Source organism: Variovorax sp. P4_B11 (genome assembly GCF_056402355.1).
Genome location: NZ_JBFUHO010000026.1, coordinates 16,268 through 35,574, shown reverse-complemented (window position 1 = coordinate 35,574; position 19,307 = coordinate 16,268). Strand labels below are relative to the sequence as shown.

At 67.6% G+C, this 19,307-nt stretch carries 18 protein-coding genes and 1 riboswitch; of the genes, 11 read left to right on the top strand and 7 right to left on the bottom strand.

Going from position 1 to position 19,307, the window contains the following annotated elements; genetic code table 11:
* Positions 1 to 13 precede the first annotated feature (13 nt).
* Entirely contained in the window at positions 14 to 514 is a 501-nt protein-coding gene (locus AC1DYD_RS22155; RefSeq protein WP_478174908.1) for a hypothetical protein, read from the top strand.
* 266 nt (positions 515 to 780) lie between these two features.
* Here AC1DYD_RS22155 and uraH read toward each other — a convergent pair whose 3' ends face one another.
* Complete coding sequence (gene uraH, locus AC1DYD_RS22150; protein WP_478174907.1) at positions 781 to 1,143, bottom strand: hydroxyisourate hydrolase; 363 nt, start codon at positions 1,141 to 1,143, stop codon at positions 781 to 783.
* 74 nt (positions 1,144 to 1,217) lie between these two features.
* On the opposite strand from uraH, the gene AC1DYD_RS22145 reads away from it, so the two are divergent.
* The 5 genes from AC1DYD_RS22145 (at position 1,218) to AC1DYD_RS22125 (ending at position 6,760) form a co-directional block, all read left to right on the top strand.
* Complete coding sequence (locus AC1DYD_RS22145; RefSeq protein ID WP_478174906.1) at positions 1,218 to 1,892, top strand: GntR family transcriptional regulator; 675 nt, start codon at positions 1,218 to 1,220, stop codon at positions 1,890 to 1,892.
* Between the two features lie 5 nt (positions 1,893 to 1,897).
* Entirely contained in the window at positions 1,898 to 2,848 is a 951-nt protein-coding gene (gene puuE / locus AC1DYD_RS22140) for an allantoinase PuuE (RefSeq protein WP_478174905.1), read from the top strand.
* 1 nt (position 2,849) lies between these two features.
* Positions 2,850 to 4,628, top strand: coding sequence for a 2-oxo-4-hydroxy-4-carboxy-5-ureidoimidazoline decarboxylase (gene uraD, locus AC1DYD_RS22135; protein ID WP_478174904.1), 1,779 nt, complete (start codon positions 2,850 to 2,852; stop codon positions 4,626 to 4,628).
* 1 nt (position 4,629) lies between these two features.
* Positions 4,630 to 5,856 carry a M20 family metallopeptidase gene (locus AC1DYD_RS22130; protein WP_478174903.1) on the top strand — a complete coding sequence of 409 codons (1,227 nt, stop codon included), beginning with the start codon at positions 4,630 to 4,632 and terminating at the stop codon, positions 5,854 to 5,856.
* A 502-nt stretch (positions 5,857 to 6,358) separates the two neighbouring features.
* The gene (locus tag AC1DYD_RS22125) at positions 6,359 to 6,760 is read left to right on the top strand and encodes a GreA/GreB family elongation factor (RefSeq protein ID WP_478174902.1); all 402 of its coding nucleotides are present in this window, start codon (positions 6,359 to 6,361) and stop codon (positions 6,758 to 6,760) included.
* 13 nt (positions 6,761 to 6,773) lie between these two features.
* On the opposite strand, the gene AC1DYD_RS22120 is transcribed toward AC1DYD_RS22125, so the two are convergent.
* The 4 genes from AC1DYD_RS22120 to AC1DYD_RS22105 all read right to left on the bottom strand — a co-directional run bounded on the left by AC1DYD_RS22120 (position 6,774) and on the right by AC1DYD_RS22105 (position 10,555).
* A complete protein-coding gene (locus AC1DYD_RS22120) occupies positions 6,774 to 8,903 on the bottom strand; it encodes a PAS domain-containing hybrid sensor histidine kinase/response regulator (protein WP_478174901.1) in 2,130 nt (709 codons plus the stop codon).
* Positions 8,904 to 8,912: 9 nt separating this feature from the next.
* On the bottom strand, positions 8,913 to 9,542 hold the full coding sequence (locus tag AC1DYD_RS22115) for a response regulator (RefSeq protein WP_478174900.1): 630 nt from the start codon (positions 9,540 to 9,542) through the stop codon (positions 8,913 to 8,915).
* Positions 9,543 to 10,101: 559 nt separating this feature from the next.
* On the bottom strand, positions 10,102 to 10,224 hold the full coding sequence (locus AC1DYD_RS22110; protein WP_478174899.1) for a hypothetical protein: 123 nt from the start codon (positions 10,222 to 10,224) through the stop codon (positions 10,102 to 10,104).
* Between the two features lie 16 nt (positions 10,225 to 10,240).
* Complete coding sequence (locus AC1DYD_RS22105) at positions 10,241 to 10,555, bottom strand: hypothetical protein (RefSeq protein ID WP_478174898.1); 315 nt, start codon at positions 10,553 to 10,555, stop codon at positions 10,241 to 10,243.
* A 213-nt stretch (positions 10,556 to 10,768) separates the two neighbouring features.
* Between AC1DYD_RS22105 and AC1DYD_RS22100 the strand changes: the two genes are divergently transcribed.
* A complete protein-coding gene (locus AC1DYD_RS22100; RefSeq protein WP_478174897.1) occupies positions 10,769 to 12,250 on the top strand; it encodes a nucleobase:cation symporter-2 family protein in 1,482 nt (493 codons plus the stop codon).
* Between the two features lie 280 nt (positions 12,251 to 12,530).
* Here AC1DYD_RS22100 and AC1DYD_RS22095 read toward each other — a convergent pair whose 3' ends face one another.
* Positions 12,531 to 14,351 (bottom strand): SLC13 family permease, encoded by a 1,821-nt coding sequence (locus AC1DYD_RS22095; protein ID WP_478174896.1) that lies wholly within the window; start codon positions 14,349 to 14,351, stop codon positions 12,531 to 12,533.
* 4 nt (positions 14,352 to 14,355) lie between these two features.
* Complete coding sequence (locus AC1DYD_RS22090; protein WP_478174895.1) at positions 14,356 to 15,204, bottom strand: aldo/keto reductase; 849 nt, start codon at positions 15,202 to 15,204, stop codon at positions 14,356 to 14,358.
* A 127-nt stretch (positions 15,205 to 15,331) separates the two neighbouring features.
* On the opposite strand from AC1DYD_RS22090, the gene AC1DYD_RS22085 reads away from it, so the two are divergent.
* The 4 genes from AC1DYD_RS22085 (at position 15,332) to AC1DYD_RS22070 (ending at position 19,223) form a co-directional block, all read left to right on the top strand.
* Positions 15,332 to 15,919, top strand: coding sequence for a helix-turn-helix domain-containing protein (locus AC1DYD_RS22085; RefSeq protein WP_478174894.1), 588 nt, complete (start codon positions 15,332 to 15,334; stop codon positions 15,917 to 15,919).
* A 1-nt stretch (position 15,920) separates the two neighbouring features.
* Positions 15,921 to 16,487, top strand: a complete 567-nt coding sequence (locus AC1DYD_RS22080; protein WP_478174893.1) for a GNAT family N-acetyltransferase — start codon at positions 15,921 to 15,923, stop codon at positions 16,485 to 16,487.
* Between the two features lie 4 nt (positions 16,488 to 16,491).
* Positions 16,492 to 16,585: riboswitch (TPP riboswitch) on the top strand.
* A 68-nt stretch (positions 16,586 to 16,653) separates the two neighbouring features.
* Positions 16,654 to 17,757, top strand: coding sequence for a LuxE/PaaK family acyltransferase (locus AC1DYD_RS22075; protein WP_478174892.1), 1,104 nt, complete (start codon positions 16,654 to 16,656; stop codon positions 17,755 to 17,757).
* Positions 17,754 to 19,223 (top strand): acyl-CoA reductase, encoded by a 1,470-nt coding sequence (locus tag AC1DYD_RS22070; protein WP_478174891.1) that lies wholly within the window; start codon positions 17,754 to 17,756, stop codon positions 19,221 to 19,223. The genes AC1DYD_RS22075 and AC1DYD_RS22070 overlap by 4 nt, the downstream gene beginning before the upstream one ends.
* Positions 19,224 to 19,307: the final 84 nt, after the last annotated feature.

The window sequence follows — 19,307 nt, the reverse complement described above, 5'->3', positions numbered from 1 at the left end:
TATAAACCCGCCGATGCATTTTCAGTCCACTTCGCGCCGCCTCGCCCTGGCGGCCGCACTCCTCGCCAGCCTGTGGCTGGCCGGCTGCAGCACCACGCCGACCGGCGCGGTTCCGGGCCAGCTCAGCAGCGCCAAGCCCGAGCCGGGCGACAACAGCCGCGGCAAGCCGCGCGCGTCGAGCGCCGCCACGGCGCGCGACTACCGCAAGGACGCCGCCCGCCATGTCTACCAGATCAACAAGGACCGCATCTACGGCGGCAAGCTGCCGCCGTTGCTCTATGCGGTCGGCACGCTGCAAGTCAACCTCGATGCCGACGGCAAGGTCCTGTCGATGCACTGGATGCGGGCGCCGACGCACGCGCCCGAGGTGATCGCCGAGATCGAGCGCACTGTGCTCGTGGCCGCGCCCTACCCGGCCGCCACGCGGCTCGGCAAGGTCACCTGGACCGACACCTGGCTGTGGGACGAAGGCGGTCATTTCCAGCTCGACACCCTCAGCGAAGGGCAGATGTAGCTCGCCCCCAGGTTGGCTCACTGCGTGTAGCCGCCCACCCCCTACCGGGGGCGCAGTCAGCGGCCCGGCGAAGCCGGTTCCGCGACTGCCCACCAACGGGCGCGCTGCGCGCAGCCGAAAAACAATCCCAGCGCCAGTCTCCCCGGCCGGCGCAGCCAGGCCCGTTGGTGAAACACCGCGGAACCGGCTTCGCCGGGCCGCTGGTGTTGCCCCCGGTAGGGGGTGGGCGTCCGGACACGAAGTGCCGGACAACCTGGGGGCGAGCATCATGACCCGCGGTAGGTCGAGTAGCTCCATGGGCTCACCAGCAGCGGCACGTGGTAGTGCTGGTCGGTGTGCGCGACACCGAAGTCCAGCGCCACGCGATTGAGGAAGTTCGGCTCGGGCAGCGTCACGCCGCGGGCCTTGAAGTAGCCCGCGACATCGAACACCAGCCGGTAGGTGCCGGCCTTCAGCGTGCTGTTGTCATACAGCGGGCCGTCGCTGCGGCCGTCGGCGTTCAGCGTGAAGCGCCGCACCAGCGTGGCGCGGGCGTCCTCGGCCGTGCCGTCGGTGGTGAACAGCGCGACCTCCATGCCGGCGGCCGGACAGCCGTGCATCGTGTCCAGTACGTGAGTGCTCAGGCCCATGAATGTTCTCCTTCGGTGCATTCGGGAAATTACGGTCGACAAAAGTGTATACAGTTATCGGCTTTGGGTCTATCATGAAAAGCATGGACTCGACCACCACCCGCTCCATCGTCGACGCACTCACCAAGGCCATTGTGGAACACCGGCTGCAGCCCGGCAGCAAGCTGGCCGAGCAGAAGCTCGCCGACCACTTCGGCGTCTCCCGCACCCTGGTGCGGCAGGCGCTGTTCCAGCTGTCGCAGAACAAGCTGATCCGGCTCGAGCCCGCGCGCGGCGCCTTCGTCGCGGCACCCGCGGTCGACGAGGCCCGGCAGGTGTTCGCAGTGCGCCGCATGCTCGAGGCCGAGATGACGCGCGCCTTCGTGCGCAGCGTCACGCCGGCCAAGATCAAGGCGCTCAGGGAGCATGTGGCGCTCGAAAAGGCCGCGGTGTCGGGCGAGGACATCTCGGGCCGCACCGAGCTGCTGGGCGATTTCCACGTGCGCATGGCCGAACTCATGGGCAACACGGTGCTGGCGCAGATCCTCGGCGAACTGATCTCGCGCTGCGCGCTCATCACGCTGATGTACCAGAGCGCCACCGCGGCGGAGCACTCGAACGACGAGCATGCCGACATCGTGAAGGCCCTCGCCGCCAAGGACGAGGAACGCGCCGTGCGCCTCATGACCGAGCACCTGGACCACGTCGAGGCCAACCTCACCTTCGACCGCAAGGTTCCCACCCACGACATCTCGCTGGCCTTGGCCTGACACCCATGAGCATTTACGACAGCACCCTGCCCTACCCGCGCGATCTTGTCGGCTACGGCCGCAATCCGCCGCATGCGCAATGGCCCGGCCGCGCCCGCATCGCGGTCCAGTTCGTCCTCAACTACGAGGAAGGCGGCGAGAACTGCGTGCTGCACGGCGACGCCGGCTCCGAGCAGTTCCTCTCCGAGATGTTCAATCCCGCGAGCTTCCCCGAGCGCCACATCAGCATGGAAGGGATCTACGAGTACGGCTCGCGCGCCGGTGTCTGGCGCATCCTGCGCGAGTTCGAGAAGCGCGGCCTGCCGCTGACCGTGTTCGGCGTCGGCATGGCGCTCGCGCGCTACCCGGAGCTCACCGCCGCCTTCAAGGACCTGGGCCACGAGATCGCCTGCCACGGCTGGCGCTGGATCCACTACCAGGGCATCGACGAAGCCACCGAGCGCGAGCACATGCGGCTCGGCATGGATGCCATCCAAAAGCTCACGGGCGAGCGGGCGCTCGGCTGGTACACCGGACGCGACAGCCCGCGCACCCGGCGCCTGGTGGCCGACTACGGCGGCTTCGAATACGACAGCGACTACTACGGCGACGACCTGCCCTTCTGGATGAAGGTGCAGAAGACCGACGGCCAGGTCGTGCCGCAGCTGATCGTGCCCTACACCCTCGACTGCAACGACATGCGCTTTGCGCTGCCGCAGGGCTATTCGCATGCCGACCCCTTCTTCCAGTACATGAAGGACAGCTTCGACGCGCTCTATGCCGAAGGCGACGAGGCGCCGAAGATGATGAGCATCGGCATGCACTGCCGGCTGCTCGGACGTCCGGGCCGCATCGTGGCCCTGCAACGCTTTCTCGACCACATCGCCGGCCACGACCGGGTCTGGGTCTGCACCCGGCTCGACATCGCACGGCACTGGAAGGCGACGCATCCCTACGCCGCCTCGCAAGGAGACTGACATGGCGCTCACCATCGACCAACTCAACGCGGCATCGGCCGACGAAGCCGTCGCCCTGCTCGACGGCGTCTACGAGCATTCGCCATGGATCGCGGCGCGATCGCTCGTGTCGCGGCCTTTCCGCTCGCTGCCGCATCTCAAGCATGCGCTGGTGCAGGCCGTGACCCATGCCTCGCGCGAAGAGCAGCTCGGCCTGATCCGCGCCCACCCGGAGCTCGCGGGCAAGGCGATGGTCAGCAAGAGCCTCACGGCCGAGTCGACCCACGAGCAGAACAAGGCCGGCCTGACCGACTGCACGCCGGAGGAATTCGCGAAGATCCAGCAGCTCAACGCCGACTACAACGCCAAGTTCGGCTTTCCGTTCATCCTCGCGGTGCGCGGCCCGCGCGGCACCGGCCTCGCCAAGCGCGAGATCATCGACACCTTCGAACGCCGGCTGCACCACCACCCGGACTTCGAACTCGGCGAGGCCCTGCGCAACATCCATCGCATCGCCGAAATCCGGCTGGACGACAAGTTCGACGCCACGCCGGCGCTCGGCAACGGGGTCTGGGACTGGCAGGAAAAGCTGTCGGTCCACACCGACCCGGGCTATGCCGAGAAGGGCCAGCTCACGGTCACCTACCTCACCGATGCGCACCGCGCCTGCGCTGCGCAGATCGCGGCCGACATGCGCGAGGCCGGCTTCGACAGCGTGCAGATCGATGCCGTCGGCAATGTGGTCGGCCGCTACGAGGGCACCACGCCCGACGCCAAGGCCCTGCTCACGGGCTCGCACTACGACACGGTCCGCAACGGCGGAAAGTACGACGGCCGGCTCGGCATCTTCGTGCCCATGGCCTGCGTCAAGGAACTCAAGCGGCAGAACCGCCGCCTGCCCTTCGCGTTCGAAGTCGTCGGCTTCGCCGAAGAAGAAGGCCAGCGCTACAAGGCGACCTTCCTCGGTTCGGGCGCGCTCATCGGCCATTTCGACCGCAACTGGCTCGACCAGAAGGACGCACACGGCATCACCATGCGCGAGGCGCGTGCGAACGCCGGCCTGAAGGACGAGGACATCCCCAAGATCCAGCGCGATCCGGCGCGCTACCTCGGCTTCGTCGAAGTCCACATCGAGCAAGGACCGGTGCTCAACGAGCTGGACCTTCCCCTGGGCATCGTCACCTCCATCAACGGCGGCGTGCGCTACGTGGGCGAAGTGATCGGCATGGCCAGCCACGCCGGCACCACGCCGATGAACCGGCGCCGCGACGCAGCGGCCGCGGTGGCCGAGTTGATCCTGTTCGCCGAGCAGCGCGCCGCGAAGGACGGTGATTCGGTCGCCACCGTCGGCATGCTGGAAGTGCCCGCCGGCTCGATCAACGTGGTCCCGGGGCGCTGCAAGTTCAGCCTCGACATCCGTGCGCCCAACGACCCGCAGCGCGATGCCGTGGTGCGCGACGTGCTGGCCGCGCTGGAGGAAGTCACCGAACGCCGCGGTGTGCGCTACACCCTCGAGGAAGCCATGCGCGCCGCCGCCGCGCCGAGCGCGCCCGAATGGCAGCAGCGCTGGGAGAAGGCGGTCGACACGCTCGGCGTGCCGCTGTTCCGCATGCCCAGCGGCGCCGGCCACGACGCGATGAAACTGCACGAAGTGATGCCGCAGGCCATGCTTTTCGTGCGCGGCATCAACTCCGGCATCAGCCACAACCCGCTCGAATCGAGCACCAACGACGACATGCAGCTGGCGGTCCAGGCCTTCCAGCTGCTGCTCGACAACCTTGCCGCCGAACCGGCCCACTGACATGACCGACTACACCCAACTCGACGCCTGGATCGACGCCCACTTCGACGAGGAAGTGCGCTTCCTCCAGGAACTGGTGCGCGTGCCCACCGACACCCCGCCCGGCAACAACGCGCCGCACGCCGAACGCACGGCCGAGCTGATCCAGGCCTTCGGCTTCGAAGCCGAGAAGCACGCCGTGCCCGCGCAGGAAGTGAAGGAATACGGCCTCGAATCGATCACCAACCTGATCGTGCGCCGCAAGTACGGCCAGGGCGGACGCACGGTGGCGCTCAATGCGCACGGCGACGTGGTCCCGCCCGGCGAGGGCTGGACCCACGACCCCTACGGCGGCGAGGTCGACGGCGGCAGCCTCTACGGCCGCGCCGCGGCGGTCAGCAAGAGCGACTTCGCGAGCTTCACTTTCGCGGTGCGCGCGCTCGAAGCCGTCGCCAAACCCGCGCAAGGCAGCATCGAGCTGCACTTCACCTACGACGAGGAGTTCGGCGGCATCCTGGGCCCGGGGTGGCTGCTCAAGAAAGGCCTGACCAAGCCCGACCTGATGATCGCCGCCGGCTTCAGCTACGAGGTCGTCACGGCGCACAACGGCTGCCTGCAGATGGAAGTCACGGTGCACGGCAAGATGGCGCATGCGGCCATCCCGACCACCGGCGTCGATGCGCTGCAGGGCGCGGTCCGCATCCTGAACGCGCTCTATGCGCAGAACACGCTCTATCAGCAGGTCAGCTCGAAGGTCGAGGGCATCACGCATCCGTATCTCAATGTGGGTCGCATCGAAGGCGGCACCAACACCAACGTCGTGCCCGGCAAGGTGGTCTTCAAGCTCGACCGCCGCATGATCCCCGAAGAGAATCCGGTCGAGGTCGAAGCCACCATCCGCAAGGTCATCGCCGATGCCGCTGCGCAAATGCCCGGCATCACGGTCGACATCAAGCGCATGCTGCTGGCCAATTCGATGAAGCCGCTGCCCGGCAACAAGCCGCTGGTCGATGCGATCCAGACCCACGGCCAGGCGATCTTCGGCGAGCCGATCAAGGCCATGGGCACGCCCCTCTACACCGACGTGCGGCTGTACGGCGAGGCCGGCATCCCGGGCGTGATCTACGGCGCCGGCCCGCGCACGGTGCTCGAGTCGCATGCCAAGCGCAACGACGAGCGCGTGGTGCTCGAGGACCTGCGGCGCGCCACGAAGGTCATCGCGCGCACGCTGAGCGATTTGCTCTCCTGAGACCTTGCGGGACAGATCAAGAAACTGCGTAGCAGTTTTTGCTCTGTCCTCAACCAATCAGAAACCTTGCGGGACAGATCAAGAAACTGCGCAGCAGTTCTTGCTCCGTCCTCAACCAATCAGAAACCTTGCGGGACAGATCAAGAAACTGCGCAGCAGTTTTTGCTCTGTCCTCAACTGATCAGACGCGCTCCATATCGGCAAGGACCGTGAGGCCATTGATTGAGCCCGCCGCCCTTCGCCACTAGACTCGGCCCATGCACGCCCCGGCCCGCCTCCAGAACCACGCTGCCCTCGCGGTTCTGTTCGCTGTGGCGGACCAGGCGCAGGCGTTGTTTTCGGCCAGCACGGCGGGCTTGCAGTTGACGCCCGCACACTCCTAGGCCCGGCGATCCGCTTCTCCCCCTTGTAGCGCAACCCTCGACCGCCGGGCACCAGCCTCGCGCGGTAGCGGCCGCAGCCCGTGGGTTCGGGCAGGCCGCATTCGACTGGAGTGCGTTCCATGCATGCAACCATCCTCGGCGAGCGGACGCTCACCGAACACGACTTCACCCGACTCAGCAAGCTGCTGGATGGTCTCCTGCCGCCCGCGCTGGCCGACATCCTCGCCTCGGCCGAAGTGATTCGCTCGCGCGAGGTGCCCGCGGACATCGTCACGATGTACTCGCAGGTGGAGCTGATCGACATCCATACGAGGCGCCGGCAGACGCTGACGGTCTGCTATCCCGGCGATTCGGAACCCAGCGCGGGCTTCATCTCGGTGCTGTCGCCGGTCGGCAGCGGCCTGCTCGGCCTCCGGCGCGGCTCGGTGGCACGCTGGCAGACGCCGGGCGGCAAGGAAGGCGGCGCCGAGATCGTCGCCGTCCTGTTCCAGCCCGAAGCCCATGGCGACTACGCGCTCTAGCCCGAACTTTGGCCTAGCCCCGGAAATCACCGGCCGGCGAGGCCAGGTCGGCCAACTGGGCCCGGATGGCACGATTGAATTCGTCCAGGGCTTCCGCGAGCATGGCCAGGCCGGCATCCGGCGCGCCCGGACGGCCGTGGCCGCATGCGAATTCGAGGGCCTCGCACGCCTGGACCACGCGCCGCGCATCGACCATCCGGGCCGCGCCCTTGATCTTGTGCGCGATGGACGCCGCCTCGGCGAAGGCGCCGGAGCCGATGCGCGCGGCGATCTCCTGCGCATCGCTCAGATTGGTTCGCAGCAGCGCCTCGAGGAAGCGCTTTTCGATATCCGCATCGCCGTCGGACAGCCCGCGCAACGCCTGCGGATCGAAGGCGGACTTCAAAGGCGGCTGCGCCGGCTTCGGCAGCGCAAGGGACGCCGCCGTCGCCGGGCCCAGGTGCCGGTGGAGGGCCTCCGACAGCGCATCGAGGCTGAACGGCTTCATCAGGCACTCGTCCATGCCGGCATCGATGGCATGGCGCCGCTCTTCCTCCTGGACATGCGCCGTGCAGCCAAGCACCGGGCGGCGCGGCAAGTGCCGCTCGCGCTCCAGTTCGCGGATGGCCGTGACCAGCGCATAGCCGTCCATGCCCGGCATCGAGCAGTCGGTGATGACCAGGTCGAAATTGCCGTCGCGCCAGAGTTCCAGCGCCGCTTCGCCGTCTTCCGCGAGTTCGCACGCCAGCCCCATGTATTCGAGTTGCCGCTGCAGCAGCAACCGGTTGGCGGGATGATCGTCGACCACCAGGACCTTGCCGCTGCCCTGCCAATGCCGCGCCTGCCCATGGTCGGCCGGAGATGCCGGGATCGTCGCGCTGGCCGGCGCGGGTGACGCCCCGAGATCGAACGCGACCCGCACGCAGGTCCCCTTGCCGGGCTGGCTGCTGACGTCGATCGTGCCGCCCATCCTGATGCACAGCCGCTGCACGATCGGCAGGCCCAGGCCCGTGCCGCCCACCGCACGCGGCCCGGCAGCTTCGGCCTGGAAGAAGGGCTGGAAGAGGTTGGCGACGTCTTTCGGCGCGATGCCGATGCCCGTGTCCTCGACCTCGAGCACGATCGACTCGATATCGCCAGCGCGGCGCACGTGGCGCAACCGGACGGTGACACGCCCGGCATCCGTGTACTTGATGGCGTTGCTGACCAGGTTGTTGGCGATCTGCTTGAAGCGCGCGGCGTCGACCACGTGCCATTCGCCGACCGCTGGATCGATCTCCAGTCCGAGCGTCAGGCCGCGCTGGCGCGCCAGGCTCCCGAACATCCGGGCGGTCTCGTCCAGGATCGGCCGCAGCCGCGCCGGCGCCAGCACGATCTCGAGGCCGCCGGCCTCGATCTTCGAGATGTCGAGGATGTCGTCGATCAGCCCGAGCAGGGAAACGGCCGAATTCCGCGCCAGGTCGACCGATTCGCGGTCGCGGGCGGTCAGCCGGCCTTCGCGCGCCAGCAGTTCGAGCATGCCCATCACGGCGTTCATGGGCGTGCGGATCTCGTGGCTCATGGTGGCCAGGAAGTTGGACTTGGCGCGGTTCGCCGCTTCGGCCTTGCCGAGCGCCGCCTCGATCTGGCCGATCAGCTGGTGACGCTCGGTGATGTCGATCGCCCCGGCAACCAGGCCGCGGGGCGCTGCGCCATCCGCCAGCGTGATGGGCGTCGCCCAATGGAAGATGCGGCGCGACTCGCCGCGCAGGGAGATGTCGACGTCCTCGCTGATCGAACCGCCATGGGCCAGCAGGCCGAGGTAGCGCTGCTGCAGCAGCCGCATGAGGCGCGCATCGACGTAATCCAGCCCGCTCTCCACCACCGTCTTGTCTTTCACCGCCTCGCGGGTGGTGCCGAAGAGTTTCTCGAAGGCCGGGTTGCAGAAGATCAGGCGTCCCTGGGTATCGCGCACGCAGATGGCGTGCGGGATGCCGTCGATCAGGGCGCGCTGGAACGCGAGCTCGTCGCGCAGTTCGGCCTTCACGGCCCTGCGGCGCTGCAATTTCCTGGACAGACGACGGTTCCAGACCGCGAGCAACGCCAGCGATGCGACCAGCGCGACCCCCAGCACCTGGTCCCATGCGGAATGGATCGCGACGGGACTGGAAAAACCGAAAAACATCGCGGCCCTTCAGGAGATGAGATGGTGGGCGCGCGTGAAGTCCACCAATTCGACCAGCGTTGAAATCCGGAGCTTTTCGAAGATGCGCGTCTTGTAGCTGCTGATCGTCTTGTTGCTGATCAGAAGCGTCTCGGCAATTTCCTTGTTGCTCATGCCGCGCGCAAGGTATTGCAGCACGGTCAGCTCCCGGTCCGACAAGGTTTTGATGAGTGCGTCCGCGGGCGACGCCGAATTGGAATGCTGGGAGGTAAGTGCCGACGAGGGAAACAGGCTGTAGCCGGCCAGCACCGTTTGCGCCGCTTGAACGACCGCCGCCATGTTTTCGCTCTTGCTCATGAAGCCATTGGCGCCCGCCTGCACCGTGCGCGCGGCGAAAATGGATGCCTGCTGGGCAGAAAGCACCAGCAATTTGGCCGAAGGCTGGGATCTGCGTACGCGCTCGATCAGGTCGAGGCCGCTGAGCCGGGGCAGATCGAGGTCGAGAATGATCAGATCCGGGGTGTGCTCCCTGAAGGCGGCGAGCGCCGTCGGCCCGTCGCCCGCCTCTCCGACGACCTTGAAACCGCCCGCTGCTTCGAGCGCCGCGCGGACTGCCAGTCGAATGGCCGGGTGATCGTCGACGACGATGACGGTGTGCATGAAATTCCCTTACTTTGAGTTCGGCCACGCGCAGGCCATGCATGAGAAGCGGCATTTTTGATCGAATGCCATCAGACTCTCGATTTCCAATCGATTTTAAGTCGCCTCCGAACCCAATAGAGGACAAATCAGGATTGATATATTGTCATATTCAACCAATTCGAGACTAATTCCACACAATCAGGTCATTGAACCATATTTCATTTTCAGAATTTTCTTATTGATTTTTATCCATTTCCTGATACTTGATAAGAAATTTCTCAATCAATAATTCCAATATATCAATTGCAATTGTCTCCAATTGAAACCTCTGGCACAGGCAGGTGGCGACCGCGCCCAAACCGCGGTCATGGCGGGGCCGTCACTCTGTGGCGGGCGAGAACGGGAAAATGCCGCGGACGCACCCGCGCGGGCGGCAGGGATTGCCGGAGCGACGCTCGCGCGCGTCCGGTGGGTCGGGAGTTGGGGCCGGGCCGCCTGCCACGCGTGCAGCCCTCGGCCGACGCGGCAAATCGGCCGGGCGGCGGGCGCCGGATCTTCGCAGCGCCCTGCCGGGATATCAGGCGGTGCGCTGGCCGCTCTGGATCTGATAGCCGTTCTGGTAGATGCCGATCACCAAACCATTGACAGGGTCGGACGGCCGGGCGGTCACGAAGCGGTTGCCTCCGGTCTGGTAGACCATTCGACGGGGCGGAATGTCACCCGCGCGCCGCCTCCAGCAAGCCCTCGATCGCGAGCACCACACCTTCCCGCGCGTCCTTCGAAGGGGTGCCCTCGAGCAGCATCTGCCGGACGAGTCCAAGGGTGTTGATCAGTTCGGCCTCCATCTCGGTCAGGAGCGGAATCACCTCGAAATGGGGGTACTTGCCCTTGGCCCCCATCGGTCGTCCGGGACCGGACAGGTCGACGTCATAGCCTTCACTGATTGCCTGTTTCTGAGTCTTCATGGGAGCTTGCAAGGAATGGTGGGTCACGCCGGCGCCGAAGGCCGGCACCGAATCGATGTAATACATTGTGCCTAGTTAAGCCAAAAGTAACAAGATGATTCATTAGATTCTTGTCACCTGCCAGGCCCGCGACTGGCGTCGACGCGCGGAGCGCGGGTTTTCCGCCATACGTCGGACCGCCTGATTTGTATACAGTTTCGCGTACAGAACGGTGAACGATTCAAGGCAAAGCGCCGTTCGCCTGAACCTCTTCCTCCACGCTGCCCAGGAGTCCACTCAATGACGGCTGCCTCGCCTTCCATCCACCCGGTCGACCAGCGCCTGCCGGCCGGCAAACTCGCCGCCCTCGGCCTGCAGCACGTGCTCGTGATGTATGCCGGTGCGGTGGCGGTGCCGCTGATCGTCGGCCGCGCGCTGAAGCTCACGCCGCAGGAGGTCGCGCTGCTTATCTCGGCCGACCTGTTCTGCTGCGGCGTCGCGACCCTGATCCAGGCGCTCGGCGCCACCCAGTGGTTCGGCATCAAGCTGCCGGTGATGATGGGCGTGACTTTCGCGTCGGTCGCACCGATGGTCGCGATCGCCAATGCCAACCCGGGCCAGGCGGGCGCCCAACTGCTGTTCGGCGCCATCATCGGCGCCGGCGTCATCTCGATACTGATCGCGCCGATGGTCTCGCGGATGCTGCGCTTCTTCCCGCCGGTGGTCACGGGCACCATCATTGCGGTGATCGGCATCAGCCTGATGCGGGTCGGCATCAACTGGATCTTCGGCAACCCCGTGGGGCCGACCGCACCGGCGCTGGTCGACCCGGTGTACGCCAAGTGGCTGGCCGACGTCACCTCGCCCGGCTCGGCGGTGCCGCCGATCCCCAAGGGACTCTCGATCGTGCCGTCGGTGCCCAACCCCAAGTACGCCGACCTCGGCGGCCTGGCCATCGCGGCGCTGGTGCTGGTGTCGATCCTGCTGATCGTCAAGTACGCCAAGGGTTTCATCGCCAACATCTCGGTACTGCTCGGCATCGTGATCGGCGCGGTGGTGGCCACCGCCTTCGGCTTCATGACCTTCGAGAAGGTCGGCAGCGCGGCCTGGTTCGACATCGTGCTGCCCTTCCACTTCGGCATGCCGAAGTTCGACCCGGTGCTGATCCTCACAATGTCGCTGATCATGATCGTGGTGATGATCGAATCGACCGGCATGTTCCTCGCGCTCGGCGAGATGACCGACCGCAAGATCGGCCAGCAGGACCTGGCGCGCGGCCTGCGCACCGACGGCCTGGGCACGCTGATCGGCGGCATCTTCAACACCTTTCCGTACACCAGTTTCTCGCAGAACGTCGGCCTGGTGGCGGTGACCGGCATCAAGAGCCGCTACGTCTGCGTGGCCGGCGGCCTGATCCTGATCGTGCTGGGCCTGCTGCCCAAGATGGCGGCGATGGTCGAGTCGCTGCCCACCGTGGTGCTGGGCGGCGCCGGCCTGGTGATGTTCGGCATGGTCGCGGCGACCGGCATCCGCATCCTGTCGGGCGTGGACTTCAAGACCAACCGGCACAACGCGATGATCGTCGCGGTGTCGATCGGCGTCGGCATGATCCCGCTGCTGGCACCCAACTTCAAGCAGTGGATGCCGCATGCGATCCATTCGCTGGTCGAGTCGGGCATCCTGCTGGCGTCGATCTGCGCGGTGCTGCTGAACCTGTTCCTGAATGGCGCGAAGCACGACGAAGCGGCGATCGTCGCGGCGGCGAAACAAGCAGAGGCGTGACTTGGGCTCGCCCCCAGGTTGGCCCGCACTTCGTGTCGGGCCGCCCACCCCCTACCGGGGGCGCAGTCAGCGGCCCGGCGAAGCCGGTTCCGCGACTGCCCACCAACGGGCGCGCTGCGCGCAGCCGACTAACAACCCACAGCGCCAGTTTCACCGGCCGGCGCAGCCAGGCCCGTCGGTGAAACACCGCGGATCTGGCTCTGCCAGTCCGCTGGTGTTGCCCCCGGTAGGGGGTGGGCGCCCGGACACGAAGTGCCGGGCAACCTGGGGGCGAGCCAAATCAGAACGGCAGCAGCAACGGCACCAGCGCGACGCTGGCGATCAACACCAGCAGCACCAGCGGCAGGCCGATGCGCACGAAGTCCATGAAGCTGTAGTCGCCCGGCCCGGCCACGAGCGTATTGACCGGCGAGGACACCGGCGTGACGAAGGCGGCCGAGGCCGCCAGCGCGACGATCATCGCGAAGGGGTACGGCGAGGCCTGCAGCTCCTTCGCGATCGCCAGCGCCACGGGGGCCATCAGCACCGCAGTGGCGGTGTTCGAGATGAACATGCCGAGCACGGCCGTGACCGCGAAGATCACGGCCAGCACGGTGCGCGGGCCGGCTTCGCCGACGACGCCCATCAGCACCTGGGCCGCGAGATCGACGCCGCCGGTGCGCTGCAGGGCCAGCGAGAACGGCAGCATGCCGACGATCAGCACCAGGCTGGGCCAATGGATCGAACGGTAGGCGCTGCGCAGGTCGACGCAGCCGAAGAGTCCCATCAGCAGGCAGCCGATCAGCGCCGCCTGCACATTGGGCAGCACGCCGCTGACCATCAGCGCCACCATCAATGCCAGCGAGGCCAGCGCGAACGGCGCCCGCGAGGCCGCCGGCGACACCTCGTCGAACTCGGCCGGCAAGTTGAAGACGATCAGGTCCATGTCGGGGCGCAGCCGGCGGATCGCATGCCAGAGGCCGACCACCAGCAGCGTGTCGCCGGCCTTCAGCGGCACATCGAGAATCTCCCCGCGCTCGGGCGTGCTGCCGTGCTTCAGGCCGATGACCGAGACCTCGTGCTGGGCGCGCAGGCGGGCCTCGACGATGGTCTTTCCGATCAAGGCGGAGCCCGGCGGGACCAGCGCCTCGGCCATGCCGATGTCCTGCGAATGCTCGGAAAAATAGGCGCCGGCGAGCGGCAATCGTTCGAGCGCGAGACGATGGCCGAGACCCTCCAGGTCGGCGCCCGGCCGGCAGAGGTCGAAGAAGAGCACGTCGCCGACCTCGATCGCGGTGCCCGGCGCCAGGAGGTCGCGCGCGAATCGGCGTCGGCGCTCGATGGCCAGCAGGTTCAGGCCCGGGATGGCGGCCGCGTCGAGCGCGTCGAAGACCCGGCCGACGGCCGTGGACCCGGGCCGCACGCGGAATCGGGATCCGCGCTCGGCCAGCGCGTACTCGCCGATCCACTGGTCGAGCCCGGCCCGGCGGTCCGCCGTCCGGGGCGGCTGCTGCGCGCCACCCAGCCAGCGCCGCACGCCCAGCATGTAGGCGACGGCCAGCAGCAGCAGAGGCAAGCCGAAGGGCGTGAAGCTGAAGAAGTGGAAGCCTTCGAAGCCCTCGCGCACCAGCTCGGCATGGACCACCAGGTTGGGCGCCGTCGCCACCAGGGTCAACATTCCGCTGATCAGCGCCGCGACCGACAGCGGCATCATCAGGCGTCCGGCCGCGACACCGGTGTTGCGCGCCACGCGCATCACGATCGGCACGAAGATCGCGACCACGCCGGTCGAACTCATCACCGAGCCGACCCCGGCCACGATGAGCATCAGCAGCACGATCAGCCGCGTCTCGTTGCCGCCCGCCCGCGCCACCAGCAGATCGCCGAGCCGCTGCGCCACGCCGGTGCGCAACAACCCTTCGCCGATCACGAACAGCATCGCGATCAGGACGATGCTGGGGTCCGCAAAGCCGGCCAGCGACTCCTGCATGCTGACCGCGCCGGTGAAGGGCAGTGCCGCCATCATGAGCAGCGCGACCACATCGGTACGCGGGCGGCCAAGCGCGAACATCCCCACGGCACCGGCCAGCAGCGCGAGGACGAGGCCGAGTTGCGGGGTCATGGGTTCAGATCATGGCCAGCGGCTTCTTGCGCCGCGGCGCCGGGTGCAGGCGGTCGATCGCGGCCAGCACGTCCGGACTCAGCGCCAGGCCGGCCGCCGCGAGGTTGTCGCGCAGATGGACCTCGCGCACCGCCTTCGGAATGGCCGCCACGCCGGGCTGCGCCAGCACCCACGCCAGCGCGAGTTGCGCCGCGCTGACGCCGAGCCCGCGGGCGATCTGCTGCAGTCCGGCGTCGGCGGCCAGCGCGCCCTGGTCGATCGGGCTGTAGGCCATCATCGGCATGCCGCGCGCGCGCTGCCAGGGCAGCAGGCTGAACTCGGGGCCGCGCTCGGCCACCGAGTAATACACCTGATTGGCGGCGCAGTCGCCGGCCAGCGCGGCGAGTTCCTCCATGTCGTCGGTGTCGAAATTGCTGACGCCCCAGCGAAGGATGCTGCCGTCGGCGACCAGCGCCCGCATCGCGTCCCGGGTGTCGGCGAGCGGATGCTCGCCGCGCCAGTGCAGCAGGTAGAGGTCGATGTGGTCGAGGCCCAGTCGTGCGAGGCTGCGCGCGCAGGCCTTCGGGGTGCCGCCGCGGCTGGCGTTGTGCGGATAGACCTTGCTGACGATGAACAGCTCCTCGCGCTTCACATCGCCGGCACGCAGCGCCTCGGCCACGGCCTGGCCGACCACCTCCTCGGCGCCGCCCTCGCCATACATCTCGGCCGTGTCGATGAGGCGCAAGCCCATGTCGATGGCGGCGCGAACCGCGGCGACTTCCGCGGCGCGCCGGGCAGCGGACTCGCCCATCTTCCAGGTGCCCAGACCGAGCGCGGGCATTTGCCCGCCGCCGGGCAATTGCAGGTATCGCATGGGAACTCCTTCTCGCTCGGGGCGGAACCGCTCCCGCTCGCCACGATGCTAACCAAGCAGCCGCCGTGCCGGGCCGGCGCAGCGCGGACTGGACGATTAATCCAATATATCGGATACTCATTCCAACATGACGGATCAAGCAAGCGGACTGAACGGGCGCATCGCCGAGCGGGTGCGCGCGCTGCGGGCGGCGCGCGGCCTCTCGCTCGACGCACTGGCCGCGCACTGCGGCGTCAGCCGCTCGATGATTTCGCTGATCGAGCGCGCAGAGAGCAGTCCGACCGCGGTCGTGCTGGAGAAGCTCGCCACCGGCCTGGGCGTGGCGCTGGCCTCGTTGTTCGAGCCGGCGCAGGCCAGCGACGACCCGGTGGCGCGGCTGGCCGACCAGCCCTTGTGGCGCGATCCGCATTCGGGCTACGTGCGGCGCAACGTCTCTCCCGCCGGCGTGTCGTCGCCGATCCGGATCGTCGAGGTGGCCTTTCCGCCGCAGGCGCGCGTGGCCTACGAGAGCGGCGCCCGCGAGCCGCGCATCCACCAGCAGGTGTGGGTGCTCGAGAACGCCATCGAGGTCACGGTCGGCGATGTCTGCCATCGGCTCGACGCCGGTGACTGCCTGGCCCATGTGCTCGACCGTCCCGTGAGCTATCACAACCCGACGCGCCGCCTGACGCGCTATGCCGTCGTGATGGCCACCCTGCCCTCTGCGTGGAGATGAAATGACCCCCGACACAGCCCCTTGCGTGCGCCACATTCGACGCCTCGACCCGGTCTCCGACGCGCAGGTGCGCGCGCTGTCCGAACTGCTGATCGATTGCGTCGACGGCGGCGCCTCCGTGAGCTTCATGCAGCCGTTGCCGCTGTCGAGAGCCATGGCGTTCTGGCGCCAGGTGGCCGAGGGGGTCGCCAGCGGCGAGCGCGCGCTGCTGATCGCCGAGGATGCGGAAGGCATCGTGGGAACCGTGCAGCTGGTGCTGGCCCAGCCCGACAACCAGCCGCACCGCGCGGACCTGTCGAAGATGCTGGTCCACCGCCGCGCGCGATGCCGCGGCTGGGGCGAGGCGCTGATGCGCGCGGCCGAGCAGACGGGACGCGATTGCGGCAAGACGCTGCTGGTGCTCGACACCTCCAGCGACAGCGCCGAACGGCTCTATGCGCGACTCGGCTGGCAGAGGGTCGGGGTGATTCCCGGCTATGCGCTGCTGCCGCAGGGCGGGCTGTGCGCGACGACCTATTTCTACCGGGAGCTGGGCGGCGGGGATCGCGCGCGCCTGGGATCCATGTAATATCGACGACGCTCCGGGGTGCACGCCACAGTGCTGAGATCCAAACCCGCGAACTTGAACCGGTTAATGCCGGCGGAAGAAGAGCAATCACTTCGATCATCGGCGCATCCTGCCGAGGTCGAGGTGGCCTTCGGAGCATCCGTTTCACGGTCACGAAGAAGTCCTTATGAACAACACCTCCGCGATCACGGGTACGGCCGGCGACGTGGTCGCCGACGTCCTCGCCTTCATCGCGCAAGACGGGTGCACCGACGACGCGTTCGATAGTCTGGCCTTGCGCCTGTTCGCCCACCAGTACGGCAACAACGAGGCCTATCGACGCTTCTGCCAGCGGCGCGGCGCGACCCCGCGCAATGTGAAGCGCTGGAGCGACATCCCGGCAGTTCCGATCGACGCCTTCAAGGAGCTGGACCTGCGTTGCGAGCCGCCAGCCGCAACGGACCGGGTCTTCATGACCAGCGGCACGACCCGCAGCGAGGTCAAGGGCCGTCACTTCCATCCGACGCTGGCGGTCTACGACCGGTCGATGATCCGCAACTTCTCGGAGCGCTTCATGCAGGGCCGCGGCCGGATGCGCATGGGCATCCTGTTCCCCACTGAAACCGTGCTGCCCAATTCCTCGCTGGCCCACTACCTGGCGCTCGCGCTGGACGCATTCGGCACCGGGGAGAGCCGCTACTTCGTGAGCCCGCAGGGATTGGACCTCCCGGGCCTGTGCGAGGCCCTGGCGGATGCCGAACATCGCGGCGAGCCCTTGGCGCTGCTCGGCGCCAGCTACAGCTTCGTGCACCTGATCGACGAACTCAAGCAGCGCGGCCGGTCGTTCCGCCTGCCCGCGGGCAGCCGGGTGCTGGACACCGGCGGCTACAAGGGACAGTCGCGCGAACTGCCGCTCGACACCTTCTATTCGGCGCTGGCCGCGCTGCTCGGCATCGAGCGATCGCACTGCATCAACATGTACGGCATGACCGAGCTGAGCACGCAGTTCTACGATGCCGGCAATGCGTCGGTGCCCTCGGTGAAGTCCGGGCCGCACTGGATCCGTTCTCGGCTGGTCGACCCGCTCACGGGCCGCGAAGTCGCGCCTGGCGAACGCGCAATCCTGGTCCATTGCGACCTCGCCAATTTCAATTCGGTGACCACCATCCTGACCGAGGACGTGGGCCTGGCCGCGGAGGGCGGCTTCCTGCTGCTCGGTCGCGCCGAGGGCGCGCAGGCCAAGGGCTGCTCGCTGGCGGTGGAGGAATTCATCCGGGCGGCGGCGGCATGACGACGCTGAACGCGGCTGCCGGCTACCTGCCCGGCCTGGCGCCTGCGCGAGTGCAATGGCAGGCCCTGGTCTTCGAATCGGGCCCGACCCGGCTCGAGGTCGCCGTTCCCGTGCTGAGCCCGGAACAGATGCGCGCGCTCGCCGTGCGGGTCAAGCAGGCCAGCCGCCGCCATCTGAAGACCATGACCGTGTCGCAGGTCGTGGACGTCGTCGATCGCGCGATGGCCCGCCTGCTGGACCCGGCCGACCGCTACCGCCGGGAGATCGACCAGCTGCTGCCGATCGTCAGCGGCTACGACGCCGAGATGGTCCGCCTGGGCCTCACGGCCTTCTTCAAGACCTTTCGCGCGCCGCAACTCCATCGCTTCGTCGCCGAGGATTTCGCCAATCCCAAGCTGCTGGACGAATTCCAGCCGCGCCCCAAGGGCGGCGCGGCCAAGGCCTTCGGGCCGGATCTGCTGGTCCACAGCTGGGCCGGCAACGTGCCGGCCCTTCCGCTCTGGAGCCTGGTCTGCGGATTGCTCGTGAAAGCCGGGAGCATCGGCAAGCTGCCGAGCGCGGAGCCGCTGTTCGCGGGCCTGTTCGCACGGCTGCTGGCCGAGGTCCATCCGCCGCTGGCCGATTGCCTGGCCGTGGTGTGGTGGAAAGGCGGTGCGGAGGAACAGGCATCGGCCCTCTATGCCGAGGCAGACACGGTGCTCGCCTATGGCGGCAACGATTCGCTGGAGCAAATCCGCCGTCGGCTGCCGGTCACGACGCGCTTCCTGCCGTACGGCCACAAGCTGGGCTTCGGCCTGGTGAGCGCCTCGGCCCTCGACACCCTGCGGGCGCCGGCGACGGCACGCCTGGCCGCCTGGGACGTGATGCGCTACGACCAGCAAGGCTGCTATTCGCCCCATGTGTTCTACGTCGAACGCGGCGGCAGGGTGTCGCCGCGCCAATTCGCGCAGTACCTCGCCAGCGAGCTCGCCAACCTGCAGAACCGCTTCCCCCGCCGGGCCCTCGCACTGGAAGATTCGGCCGCGGTTGCCGGCTGGCGCCAGGCCATCGAGCTGCAGGCGATGGCGGCGGGCGGCGGGCTCGGCGGCGAGCTGATCGGCGAGGACGGCGCGGCCTTCGGCGTCGCCTACACCGATGAGGCGAAAGGCCTGGTGCCGACGGCACTGAACCGCAGCATCCAGGTCGTCGCGGTCGATACGCTGGACCAGGTGGTCGCGCGGGTGGAAGCGCACCGGCCGTTCCTGCAGACCGCGGGCGTGGCCGCGGCTCCGGCCGAACTGTTCCGGCTGTCGGAGCTGCTGGGAGCCGCCGGCGTGACACGGATCAGCGCCATCGGCGCGATGAGTTCGCCGGAGGCGGGCTGGCACCACGACGGCCGGTTCAACCTGCTGGACCTCGTGCGGATGGTCGAGATCGAGCAGTCGGCAGAAATCGCGGCCGACAAGCTGGCGCCTTACGCGGACTGAAATGAAACACCCCCGAAGCGCCTGCGGCGCCTCCCCCTCAAGGGGGCGATACCAGCGGCCCGGCAAAGCCGGTTCCGCGGTATC